The sequence below is a fragment of the Rhodococcus oryzae genome (assembly GCF_005049235.1).
Classification (GTDB): domain Bacteria; phylum Actinomycetota; class Actinomycetes; order Mycobacteriales; family Mycobacteriaceae; genus Rhodococcus_G; species Rhodococcus_G oryzae.
Genome location: NZ_SUMD01000003.1, coordinates 15,014 through 27,246 on the forward strand (window position 1 = coordinate 15,014; position 12,233 = coordinate 27,246).

The 12,233-nt window shown below is 72.4% G+C and carries 8 protein-coding genes; 5 read left to right on the plus strand and 3 right to left on the minus strand.

Annotated elements, in window-relative coordinates; translation table 11 throughout:
* Positions 1 to 21: 21 nt before the first annotated feature.
* Complete coding sequence (locus FCG67_RS06240) at positions 22 to 1,869, minus strand: Hsp70 family protein (protein WP_136908187.1); 1,848 nt, start codon at positions 1,867 to 1,869, stop codon at positions 22 to 24.
* A 370-nt stretch (positions 1,870 to 2,239) separates the two neighbouring features.
* On the opposite strand from FCG67_RS06240, the gene FCG67_RS06245 reads away from it, so the two are divergent.
* The 3 genes from FCG67_RS06245 to FCG67_RS06255 all read left to right on the plus strand — a co-directional run bounded on the left by FCG67_RS06245 (position 2,240) and on the right by FCG67_RS06255 (position 8,455).
* Positions 2,240 to 4,999 (plus strand): IniB N-terminal domain-containing protein, encoded by a 2,760-nt coding sequence (locus FCG67_RS06245; RefSeq protein ID WP_136908189.1) that lies wholly within the window; start codon positions 2,240 to 2,242, stop codon positions 4,997 to 4,999.
* Positions 5,000 to 5,132: 133 nt separating this feature from the next.
* Positions 5,133 to 6,986 carry a dynamin family protein gene (locus FCG67_RS06250; protein WP_136908191.1) on the plus strand — a complete coding sequence of 618 codons (1,854 nt, stop codon included), beginning with the start codon at positions 5,133 to 5,135 and terminating at the stop codon, positions 6,984 to 6,986.
* Entirely contained in the window at positions 6,983 to 8,455 is a 1,473-nt protein-coding gene (locus FCG67_RS06255; RefSeq protein ID WP_136908193.1) for a dynamin family protein, read from the plus strand. The genes FCG67_RS06250 and FCG67_RS06255 overlap by 4 nt, the downstream gene beginning before the upstream one ends.
* Before the next feature lie 17 nt (positions 8,456 to 8,472).
* Here FCG67_RS06255 and FCG67_RS06260 read toward each other — a convergent pair whose 3' ends face one another.
* Together FCG67_RS06260 and FCG67_RS06265 are read right to left on the minus strand one after the other, a co-directional pair.
* Entirely contained in the window at positions 8,473 to 9,057 is a 585-nt protein-coding gene (locus tag FCG67_RS06260) for a hypothetical protein (protein WP_136908195.1), read from the minus strand.
* A 46-nt stretch (positions 9,058 to 9,103) separates the two neighbouring features.
* Positions 9,104 to 9,481 carry a hypothetical protein gene (locus FCG67_RS06265; RefSeq protein WP_136908197.1) on the minus strand — a complete coding sequence of 126 codons (378 nt, stop codon included), beginning with the start codon at positions 9,479 to 9,481 and terminating at the stop codon, positions 9,104 to 9,106.
* A gap of 329 nt (positions 9,482 to 9,810) precedes the next feature.
* Between FCG67_RS06265 and dnaK the strand changes: the two genes are divergently transcribed.
* Together dnaK and grpE are read left to right on the plus strand one after the other, a co-directional pair.
* On the plus strand, positions 9,811 to 11,655 hold the full coding sequence (dnaK, locus tag FCG67_RS06270) for a molecular chaperone DnaK (protein ID WP_136908199.1): 1,845 nt from the start codon (positions 9,811 to 9,813) through the stop codon (positions 11,653 to 11,655).
* A complete protein-coding gene (grpE, locus tag FCG67_RS06275; protein WP_136908201.1) occupies positions 11,652 to 12,206 on the plus strand; it encodes a nucleotide exchange factor GrpE in 555 nt (184 codons plus the stop codon). The genes dnaK and grpE overlap by 4 nt, the downstream gene beginning before the upstream one ends.
* Positions 12,207 to 12,233 lie beyond the last annotated feature (27 nt).

The window sequence follows — 12,233 nt, forward strand, 5'->3', positions numbered from 1 at the left end:
AGGTCAGCACGGTCACGGTTCCTACTGCCCGCCGCCGAGCAACCCGCCGACGCCCTGGCCGACGCCGCCGACGACCCCGCCAAGGCCGCCGAGCACGCCGCCGACGCCGTTACCGACACCCTCCACCACGCCGCCGACCCCGTTGCCGACACCGGTCGCTGCCCCACCGACGCCGTCGACGAAGTCGTTCGCGATCTGGCCGCCGCCGTCACCCTGCGGGGGCGCGGGCGGGGGCGTGTACCCGCCGCCTGCAGGCGGTGCTGGTGGGGGCGGGGGCGTCCCGCCGCCGACGGGTCCCGGTGCCGGAGCGGGTGCGGGTGCGGGCGCGGCGGCGGGGGAGCCGGGTGCAGGGGCGGGTGCCGCGGCGCCGCCCGAATTGGCGGAGACCTGCCGCGCGGTCGAACCGGCGTCGGATCGGATGGGCGCGCCGGTGGGGTCGAGGCGGACGGGGGAGTCCCCGGTGGTCGGGCTGACCACGCCGTCGACGACGGGCAGCACGGTGCCGTCCGGTGCGACCGTGGTGGTGACGCTGTGGCCGCTGGTCGTGGCCCCCCGGCTGGTGTCCGCGTTGGAGGGCGTCAGCGCGCCGGTACCGAGCGAGAGTCCGCCCGCGGCCAGGATGGCGATCGCGGCGGCCGCGGCGGCGACGATCGCGGCCTTCTTGGGGGTGGAGAGCGATGCACCCCGGGACGCAGGCCGGACGCCGGGACGCGGACCGGCGGACACGGGCAACACCGGCGCGACCTCCACGACGGTGGTCGCGGCGGACGCGGCGGCCGGAACCACCGAGAGCGGCACCGTGTGGGCGCCCTCCGCCGCGGCGAGGAGCGCGGCGCCCTGTGCCGCGGTTCGCTCGGGATGGGCGTCCGCGACGACGGGCAGCCGCAGTTCGGCGGAGAGCAACTCGGCGACCAGCGGCATCGCCGAGCTGCCACCGATGAGCAGGACCTGACCCACGTCGGACAGGTCGACGCCCGCGTTGCGCAGCGTTTCCCGGACCAGTTCGACGGAGTCAGCCAGCGGCTCCCGGATCAGGTCCTCCAGCTCCGCGCGCACCAGTCGGACGTCGCTGTGCACGCCGGGCAGGTCGATCCCGATGACCGTCTCGGTGTCCGAGGACAGTGCCTCCTTCGCGGCGCAGCAGCGGGCCCGCAGCTGGGCGAGGGCGTTCATCGTGTCGGGGTCGAAGGGGTCGAGTTCGCCGGCCTCGCCCACGACGCCGTCGAGCACGTATCGCAGCGTCAGGTGGTCGAACTCGGATCCGCCGAAATCCTCGGACCGCATCGGCTTCCCGATGATCCGAGGTGTGTCGCCTGCGTGGACCAGCGTCACGTCGAGGCTGGTGCCGCCCAGGTCGTAGACGAGCACGAGGTCATCGGAGGCGCCTGCACCGGCGCGGGATCCGTTGCGCTGCAGCCATGCGACCGCCGCCTCGGGTTCGGGGATGAGCGTGACCCCGCCCAGGCCTGCGCGGTCGAGGGCGGAACGCAGCGACTCGACCGTGTGGCTCGGCCAGACCGCCGGATACGCCGCGGCCACGGCGGGGAACTCGTCGAGCCCGGCCGAGGACGCCTCGATCAGGCACAGCATCGCGGTCACGACGAGGTCCTCGCCTGTGTGCGTCGAGCCGTCGTCCGCGACGAGCGCGACGGGGTCGCCGACGCGGGTGGCGAAACCGGAGATGACGGTTCCACGTGGAACGTCCCCCTCGTGCCGGCTGGGCACGCCGAGAACCGCAGGGGCGTCCCCTCCGAGCTCCAGGGTCGAACTCGCCGTGATCGACGGTCCCTGCGCGTCCGCGTCGTGCTCGAGGGCGGTGACCGCCACCGAGTTCACGGCGCCGACGGTGAGTCCGAGTCCAACAGTCATCGAAGTGTTCTCCCGTGCTCGCCCCGCGGCTTCCGCCGCCGGAGTGGCTGACAATTCTCCCGTTGGCCGGAGCCAGGGGCGGGTGACGATTTCCCGGTTTCTGCGCCGGGGGTGGGGGCCGAACCTGGCCCCCGCTGTTGCCCACTGTGTCGGGTCACGCGCGTGAAGCGTTACCGATTCGGCGACAAACCCGCAGATGGGGGAGGTATCCCCTATCGGGCGGCGATCCCCTATCGGCCCCACCCCCCACGCGCTCCGCGAGGCAGGGGAGTTCACCCCGTTGGGACGGGGTGTCCGCGTACCTAGCGTTGAGGGCAATCGTTTCGCGTCGTCTATCGCGATCCGTTCGACCAGACCTCAGGAGATCGACATGACCACCAACGCTCTTCTCGACTTCATCCTCAGCCTCCTGCGTGATGACGAGGCGAGGGCGCTGTACTGCCAGAACCCGGACGCGGCGCTGGCCGCCGCCGGGCTGGGCGGCGTGTGCGCCGCGGACATCTCCGCAGTGGCCCCGCTGGTCGCCGAGTCGGGTCTGTTCGCCGGCGGCGCAGGTGAGTTGACGAGCATCGTGAACGCGGGGCTCGACACGGCCGTCGGCGGTGCACTCGGCGGTGGTCTCGGTGGCGGCCTCGGGCTGGGAGGTGGCCTCGGTCTGGGTGGCGGCCTCGCGGCAGGTGCGGGCGCGGGTCTGGGGCTCGGTGGCGGCCTCGGTCTCGGCGGTGGCATCGACCTGGGAGCCGATCTGGGCGCGGCCCTGAGCGCGGCGCTGGGGGCTGCCCTGCAGATCGGCGGCCAGATCGGCGCCGATCTCGGTGCGGCCATCGGCGCGGCCCTCGAGGCCTCGCTCGGCCTGGGTGGCGCCGTGGACGTGAACGCGGACCTGGGCCTCGGCGGGGCGCTCAGCGGTGCGCTGGGTGGCGCGCTCGGAGTCGGCGGTGAGCTGGTGGCCGAGCTCGGTGGCGCGCTGAACGCCGCGCTGAGCGGGGTGACCGATCTGGATCTGGGCGGGGCGCTCGACCTCGGCGCGGTGCTGGGCAGCGCACTCGAGGTCGGCGGCGACATCGGCGCCGACCTCGGTGTCGCGCTCGGCGGGGTGCTCGGTGCCGCGTTCGGTGCGGAGGGCGGACTCGGTGGCGCGTTGTCCACCGCGCTCGAGGGCGGCCTCGATCTCGGCACCGCGCTGGGCGGCACCCTCGGCGGCGCACTCGGCCTCGGCGGCGAGCTGACCTCCGGTCTGACCGGTGCGCTCGACGCGGCACTCGGTGCGGGCGGCGGCCTTGACCTCGACGGCGTGCTCGGTCTCGGTGGCGGCCTGACCTCGGGCCTGACGGGCGCGCTCGATGCGGTGCTCGGTGCGGGCGGCGGCCTTGACCTCGGCGGTGCGCTCGGTCTCGGTGGCGGCCTGACCTCCGGCCTGACAGGTGCGCTCGATGCGGTGCTCGGTGCGGGCGGTGGCCTCGGCGGCGGACTGGACCTGGGCGGCGACCTCGGCGCCACGCTGAGCGCGGCGCTCGGCGGAGCGCTCGGAGCGGGCGGCGATGTCGCCGCCGACCTCGGTGGCGCGCTGGGTGGCACGCTCGGCGCCCTGGTCGATGCGGGTGCGGGCCTGGATCTGGGCGGCGTCCTCGGCGCGGGTGGGGAGATCGGTGGGGACCTCGGCGCCACGCTGGCCGGTGCGCTCGGTGGCGCGCTCGGGGTGGACGGCGGCCTCACGGCCGGACTCGGTGCGGCGCTGGACGCGGCGTTGGGCGCCGCGGGCGGCCTCGACCTCGGTGCGGAGGGTGGCCTCGGCGGATCGCTCAGCACCGCGCTCGAGGGCGTGCTCGGCGCGGGCGGGGAGATCGGCACGGACCTGGGGGCTTCGCTCGGCGGGGTGCTGGGCGCTGCGCTCGGTGCTGGCGGTGACCTCGGTGGGGAACTCGAGGCGGCGCTGGGCGGCGCGGCGGGTGGCACCGGCGAGATCGATCTCGGTGGTGCGCTCGGCACGGTGCTCGGCACCGCCCTCGATCTCGACGGCGGCCTCGCAGGCGGGCTGGGCACGGCCCTCGAGGGTGCGCTCGGGGCGGGCGGCGCACTCGGCGGAGACCTCGACCTCGGCGGTGCTCTCGGCGGTGCCCTCGGTGGCGGCCTCGACCTGGGCGGCGCGGTCGACGGACTTCTCGGTGCCGGCGGCGCCCTCGATCTGGGCGGCACGCTCGACGGACTCCTCGGCGCGGGCGGTGGGCTCGGCCTCGATGTCGGCGCGGACCTCGACGCGGGTGTCGACGCGGCGGCGGGCCTCGGCGGCGGAGTGGACGCGGTCGCGGGCCTCGGTGCCGGCCTGACCAGCGGCCTGGCCGGCGGTCTCGGCGGCCTGTTCGGTGCCGGTGCCGGCCTCGGCGGCAGCCTGACCGGCGCGCTGGACGGTGCCGCGAACGCGGGTGCGGACCTCGGCGGCGCGCTGTCGGGTGCGGCGAATGCGGGTGCGGAGCTCGGCGGCGGCCTGACCGGCGCGCTGGATGGCGCGGCGAACGCGGGCGCGGAGCTCGGTGGCGGCCTGACCGGTGCCCTGGATGGTGCGGCCAACGCGGGCGCGGAGCTCGGCGGCGGCCTGACCGGTGCCCTCGACGGTGCGGCCAACGCGGGCGCGGAGCTGGGTGGCGCCCTGTCGGGTGCGGCGAGCGCCGGCGCAGACCTGGGCGGCGCACTGTCGGGGGTCGCGAACACCGGTGCTGAGCTCGGCGGCGCACTCTCGGGTGCCGCGGGCGCGGCCACGGACCTGACGACCGGCCTTGACGCCGTCGCGGACCTCGGCGGCGCGGTCACCGGTGCGGTCGACGCAGGCATCGGGGCGGGCGTTGGCGGCGCGACGTCGGCAGGCGGCGAGCTCGGCGGCACCTCCGACCTGGTCGGCGGGATCAGCTCCGGCCTCAGCGGTGCCACCGCGGCCACCGGGAACGCGTGGTCGTCGCTGGACGCCTCGAACGCCTTCGGCAGCGAGGTCACCACGACCCACGAGGCAGACGGCGGCTTGTTCGGCGATGGGCTCGGCGGCATCGGCGGCGGACTCTTCGGAGACGCGGATGCGACCGGCGCCGCCGAGATCGGCGGCGAGGCGGCCGCGCACGCGGACCCGCTGCTGCCCTGATCGATCTGTAACGGAGCCGGCCCCGTACGCGTTATTGCGTGTGGGGCCGGCTCCGTGCTGGATACAGTGAAATCGCTCGCCACGAGCGCCCGTTCGGGCGCCCGCGGCGCAGATTGGATTGTGGGTCGGGTTCATGGACAACGCAGCTGCTTCGGCAGTCGAACGCACCGCCGCGGGACAGGCAACGGCCGCGGACATGGTGGCACTGCTCGAGCGGACCGGGGGCATCGCCCGGACCGCCGGGCGAGCCGATCTGGTGGACCGCCTGGAGCTGGCCAAGACCAGGGTGCTGGACCCGCGGATGCGGATCGTCGTGGTCGGCCCGCTCAAGCAGGGCAAGAGCCAGTTGGTGAACTCGCTGCTCGGCCTGACCGTGTGCACGGTCGGCGACGCCGAGACCACCGCGGTGCCGACGGTCGTGCAGAACGCGCAGACGGCGAGCGCGGAGTTGGTCCTCGCCGAGCCGGGAGCCGATGCCGTCAGGGTGGCGGTGCCGCTCGATGAACTGAGCGCCGTCACGCCGTCGACGCCGCTGGCAGGCGGACGCGAGGTGCTGCGGGTCGAGGTGAACGTGCCGAGCCCACTGCTCGCCGACGGGCTGGTGCTGGTGGACACCCCCGGCGTCGGCGGGCACGGAAACCCACACGCGGCAAGCACTCTCGGCCTGCTTCCCGCTGCCGACGCGGTCCTGGTGCTCTCGGATGCCAGCCAGGAGTTCACCGAACCGGAGGTCGCGTTCCTTCGGCAGGTCCTCGGCCTGTGCCCGGCCGTGGCCTGCCTGATCAGCAAGACCGATCTGTATCCGCACTGGCGGGAGATCGTCGAGGCGGACCGCGGGCACCTCGCCCGCGCCGGGCTCAGCGTGCCGTTGATCCCGGTGTCGTCGGCGCTGCGCTCGCACGCGGTGCGACTGCAGGACGAGGAGCTGAACGTCGAGTCGGGGTTCGCCGACCTCTACGCGTTCCTGCGGGAGCAGGTGGTGGCAAGGGGAGACCTCACCACCCGCCGCGCGGTGGCGCTGGACGTGCACTCGGTCACCGAACACCTGACCCTCGCGCTCGGCAGCGAGCTTGCCGCACTTCGTGACCCGGCAAAGGGCGCCGCGGCCGTTGCGGAGCTGCAGAAGGCCAAGGTCGCGGCCGAGGAGCTGCACAAGCGCACCTCGCTGTGGCAGCAGACCCTGTCCGACGGCGTCACCGACCTGGCCGCCGACATCGACCACGACCTGCGGGACCGGCTGCGCCGCGTCACCCGTCAGGCCGAGGAGTCCGTGGACGAGGGCGACCCCGGCAAGGACTGGGCGGAGCTCGGCGAGTGGCTCGAGCAACAGGTCGCGACCTCGATCGGCGACAACTTCGTCTGGGCGCACGACCGCGCGATCTGGCTTGCCGAGGTGGTGGCCGGGCACTTCGCCGAGTCCGGGTCGGTGGACCTGCCGCACCTGGACGTCGCCGACCTGGGCGGGGTCCTCGAGCCCGTCAGCTCCCTCGCCGACCTCGAATCGGGGAGCATCGGCATCACCCAGAAGATGCTCGTCGGCATGCGCGGCTCGTATGGCGGCGTGCTGATGTTCGGGCTGATCACCACGCTGATGGGGATGGCCCTGGTGAACCCGATCTCGGTTGGCGCCGGGCTGGTGCTGGGCACCAAGGCCTATCGGGAGGATCGCGAGCAGCGGATCCTCAAGCGCCGCAGCGAGGCGAAGGTCGCGATCCGGCGGTTCGTCGACGACGTCAGCTTCCAGGTGAACAAGGAGTCTAAGGATCGGCTGCGGCTGATCCAGCGACTGCTGCGCGACCACTTCACCGCCATCGCCGAGCAGACCCTGCGCTCACTCAACGACTCGCTGCGCGCCGCGCAGGAGGCCGCGAACCTGGCCACCACCGAACGAACCCAGCGCGCCGCCCAGATCGAGCGGGACATGCGCGCGCTGAGCGAGCTCAAGGAGCTTGCGGCACAGATGCTCCCGGTGGAGATCGAACGGTGAGCGCTGGCGCGCTGGCGCAGGCGCGGGCACTGATCGGTGCGGCGCGTGAGGTGTATGTGGGCGATCCCGCGGTGCGCAGGCAACTCGACGAGTGCGCCGAGCGGATCGATCAGCCGCTCCGGGTCGCGCTCGCGGGGTCGTTGAAGGCCGGTAAGTCGACCTTGCTCAATGCGCTTGTGGGGCAGGACATCGCGCCGACCGACGCCACGGAGTGCACCCGCGTCGTCACCTGGTACCGGCAGGGTCCGACGCCGACGGTCACCGCGTGGCATCACGGCGACCAGTCCTTCAACGTGCCCGTCCAGCGGCGCGAGGGCAGCAGCCTCACCTTCGACCTCGGCGCGATGACGGCCGCGGAGGTGGACCGGCTGGACGTGGAGTGGCCTGCGCGGGCGCTCACCAACACCACCATCATCGACACCCCCGGCACGTCCTCGCTCTCGCGCGACGTCTCGGCCCGCACGCTGGAGATGCTGACCCCGGAGGATTCGGCCTCCGGCGCGGATGCCGTGGTGTACCTCTTGCGCACCCTCGCCGCCACCGACGTCGCATTCCTCGGTCAGATCGGCTCCCACGTCGGCGGTGAGTCCGGACCCCTCGGGGTCGTCGGAGTGGTCTCGCGCGCGGACGAGGTGGGGGCAGGTCGCCTCGACGCGATGATGTCGGCCAAGGAGGTCGCGTCCCGCTTCGCCACCGAGTTGGAGCTGACGGGGCTGTGTCAGGCGGTGGTCCCGGTCGCCGGGCTGCTGGCGCTGGGCGCGCGCACGCTGCGGCAGCGCGAGTACGAGGCCTTCCGTGCGCTGGCCGAGGTGCCGCCCGAGGACCTGCAGCTGGCGATGCTGTCCGCGGACCGGTTCGCCCGCCCGGACAGCCCGCTGCCGGTGGACGCGCACACCCGCGCCCAGTTGGCGCACCGTTTCGGGTTGTTCGGAATCCGGCTGGCGGTCACGCTGATCAAGCTGGGCACGCCCGATTCGCCCAGTCTCGCAACGCAGCTCGTCGAGCGCAGCGGCCTCCACGAGCTTCGGCAGGTGATCGACGTGCAGTTCGGTCAGCGGGCGGATCAGCTCAAGACACACTCGGCCCTGCTCGCGCTCACCCGCGTGCTCTCGGCCCACCCCCGCGCCGAGTCCGCGCCGATCCTCGCCGCGGCGCAACGACTGCTCGCCGATGTGCACGGCTTCCAGGAGTTGCGGCTGCTCGGGCGATTGCGCTCGACCCGGCCGAACCTGTCCGACGATGACGTCGCGCAGCTGCAGCGGCTGGTCGGCGGGTTCGGCATCGGGCGCAGCGAGCGGCTCGGGCTCCACCCCGACGACGGCGTCGCCGCGGAGCGGGCCGCGGCCCTTGCGGCGGTGCGCAAGTGGCGGACCTGGGCCGAACATCCACTGCTGGACCAGTTCACCGCGCGCGCCTGCGGGATCGGCGCGCGCAGCGCGGAGGGCGTGCTCGCCGAGCTCTCGGGCTAGGCGTCCGGCCGCGGCGGTCAGTGCCGCAGCCAGCGGCTCATCCCGGGCGCGAAAAGCGCCGCGACGCCGATGATCACGAGTCCGGCGTAGACGAGCGGGGCCCACTCCAGCACGCCGCCGGAGGCCTCGCCCGCGTCGACCATCAGCGACCAGAACACGATGGCCGCGGCGACGGAGACGAGGCCGACCACGGCGAGGGCGAGTCGGGCGGCGCTGCGACGCCCGCTGAGCAGGTGCAGACAGATCAGTCCGGCGACCAGCAACAGGGCGGCTGCCGATGCGCAGCCCAGCAGGGTGACCGAGACGGTGTCGGCGATGTCGCGGTGGGCGGTGCCCGGTCTTTCGGCGGACAGCGCGGACTCCAGCGCGTCGCGGACAGCGGTGAGCTCGAGCGCGGTGGCGGCACCGATGCCGATCAGGACGGCGAACGAGCCGATCCAGGCGGATCGGACGACGGTGAGCGCGCGTGGCGGGGCGTCGGTGGGCGCGGGGCGCAGCGGGGTGGCGGCGAACTCCGGGCGCGGTGGCTGCGGGCGGTGCGGCGGCTGCGGCGGTGCGGCCTGGGGCGGGACTCCGAACTCCTGCTCGCCTGCGTTGTCCATGCCTGGATCGTAGGCGTCGCGCTCGGGGTTCCCCGCGGATCCCGGACTAGGCGTCGTACTGCCACTGGTGATCGGTGGGCGTGCACATGATCTCCCGGCCCTCCGGCGTCTGCGACCTCTCGTCGAGCGCGGGGTCGCACGGCGATCCGAACTCGTGGACGCCGACGATCCTCCCGTCGGTACCCGACCAGGCGCCCGCGCCGTCGGGGCCCCGCCGGCAGGAGAGCTGTTCGCCGGTGTCCCCGTCGACGCCGACCCGATTCTCCGAGCATCCCCCGCCCTCCGATCCGACGATCGGATCGGCGGCGGGCGGGTGCGGGCCGGGGTGTGCGACCGCGGCGCCCGCGAGCCCGAGCGCGGGCAGGCCGATCAGTGCGGCGACGGCGGCGGTGCGGATGGCCGCGGTGATGCGGTTGGTGGACATGACGACAGACCGTTCGTGTGGTGGTGCGGCCGGAGCTCGCCGGACACCTCCAACGCTATGACCGGACCCCTCGACGCACCATCACCACAGGGGACGGGAACTCGCCGGAGAAAGTTCGGGCGCCCGGGAACAAAACGCGAACCGGCCCCGTTGACCACTTCGACAACCTTGAGTGAACCAGACTCAAGTTCGAGCTTGACTCCCACGCCGATGGGTTGCAAACTTGAGCGTGTAGCACTCACTTAGGGTGAGATGGCCAAGAAATGCCAGCACAACCAGCCCCGGCGGCTCACGTCGCCGGGGGTGCTGCGACAAGTAGGAGGAACACTATGGCTCGTGCGGTCGGAATCGACCTCGGGACCACCAACTCGGTCGTGTCTGTGCTCGAAGGCGGCGAGCCCGTAGTGGTCGCCAACTCCGAGGGCTCGCGCACCACCCCGTCGATCGTCGCCTTCGCCAAGAACGGTGAGGTGCTGGTCGGCCAGCCCGCAAAGAACCAGGCGGTCACGAACGTCGACCGCACCATCCGCTCGGTCAAGCGCCACGTCGGCACCGACTGGAACGTCGAGATCGACGGCAAGAAGTACACGTCGCAGGAGATCAGCGCGCGCACGCTCATGAAGCTGAAGCGCGACGCCGAGGCGTACCTCGGTGAGGAGATCACCGACGCCGTCATCACCGTGCCCGCGTACTTCGAGGACGCGCAGCGTCAGGCCACCAAGGAAGCCGGCCAGATCGCCGGCCTCAACGTGCTCCGCATCGTCAACGAGCCCACCGCGGCCGCGCTGGCGTACGGCCTGGACAAGGGCGAGAAGGAACAGACCATCCTGGTCTTCGACCTCGGCGGCGGCACCTTCGACGTGTCCCTGCTCGAGATCGGCGACGGCGTCGTCGAGGTCCGCGCGACCTCCGGTGACAACCACCTCGGTGGCGACGACTGGGACGAGCGCATCGTCTCCTGGCTCGTCGACAAGTTCAAGGCGTCCAGCGGCATCGACCTGACCAAGGACAAGATGGCCCTGCAGCGTCTGCGCGAGGCCGCCGAGAAGGCGAAGATCGAGCTGTCCTCCTCGCAGAGCACCTCGATCAACCTGCCGTACATCACCGTGGACGCGGACAAGAACCCGCTGTTCCTCGACGAGCAGCTGACCCGCGCCGAGTTCCAGAAGATCACCTCCGACCTGCTCGACCGCACCCGTGCGCCGTTCCAGGCCGTGATCAAGGACAGCGGTATCTCGGTCAAGGACATCGACAACGTCGTGCTCGTCGGTGGTTCCACCCGTATGCCCGCAGTCTCGGACCTGGTCCGCGAGCTGACCGGTGGCCGTGAGCCCAACAAGGGCGTGAACCCGGACGAGGTCGTCGCCATCGGCGCCGCCCTGCAGGCCGGCGTCCTCAAGGGCGAGGTCAAGGACGTGCTGCTCCTCGACGTCACCCCGCTCTCCCTCGGCATCGAGACCAAGGGTGGCGTGATGACCAAGCTCATCGAGCGCAACACCACCATCCCGACCAAGCGTTCGGAGACCTTCACCACGGCGGACGACAACCAGCCGTCGGTGCAGATCCAGGTGTTCCAGGGTGAGCGCGAGATCGCTTCGCACAACAAGCTCCTGGGATCCTTCGAGCTCGCGGGCATCCCGCCGGCCCCGCGCGGCGTGCCGCAGATCGAGGTCACCTTCGACATCGATGCCAACGGCATCGTGCACGTGACCGCGAAGGACAAGGGCACCGGCAAGGAGAACACGATCAAGATCCAGGACGGCTCCGGCCTGTCCAAGGAGGAGATCGAGCGGATGGTCAAGGACGCCGAGGCGCACGCCGAGGAGGACAAGGCCCGCCGCGAGGAGGCCGAGGTCCGCAACCAGGCCGAGTCGCTGGTGCACCAGACCGAGAAGTTCATCAAGGACAACGAGGACAAGGTGCCTGCGGATGTCAAGGAGAAGGTCGAGGCCGCCATCACGGAGGCCAACACCGCCCTTGCCGGCAGCGACATCTCCGCGGTGAAGTCCGCCGTGGAGAAGCTCGCCACCGAATCCCAGGCCCTGGGCGAGGCGATCTACAAGGCGCAGGCCGATGAGGCTGCGGCCGGCACCGATGGCGCCGCCCCGAGCCAGGGTGACGATGTCGTCGACGCCGAGGTCGTGGACGAGCCTTCCGATCAGGACAAGAAGTGACCGAACGGGACGCCGACCGCGAACCAGTAGTCGACACCGAGACCCCGGCCGCCGCTGATGCGGCGGCCGGGGCCGCGGCCGACACCGAGGAGACCGTGGACGAGCTGCTCACGCTTACCTCGGAGCTCGAGAAGGCCAGCACCGAACTGGGCTACGCGAAGGCGGAGATCGCGAACATCCGCCGGAATTCGCTCGTCCGCATCGACCAGGCGGTCGCGGCGGAACGGGCCTCGGTGGTCGGCAAGTTCCTCGATGTGGTGGACGACCTCGACCGGGCCCGCGCGCACGGTGACCTGGAGTCCGGCCCGCTGAAGGCGCTGTCCGGCAAGCTCGCAGGGGTGCTGGAGGGTCTCGGTCTGGCGGCGTTCGGCGACGAGGGCGACGCCTTCTCCCCGGAGCTGCACGAGGCCGTGCAGGTCGAGGGAGACGGTGACCATCCGGTGCTCGGGACGGTCCTTCGCAAGGGCTACCGCCTCGGCGACCGGATCCTGCGGACGGCGATGGTGACGGTCACGGACGGCGCGCCTGCGCCGGACGGGGCCTCGGAGTAGTTACACAGGAAGCAACGAGAGGAGGAG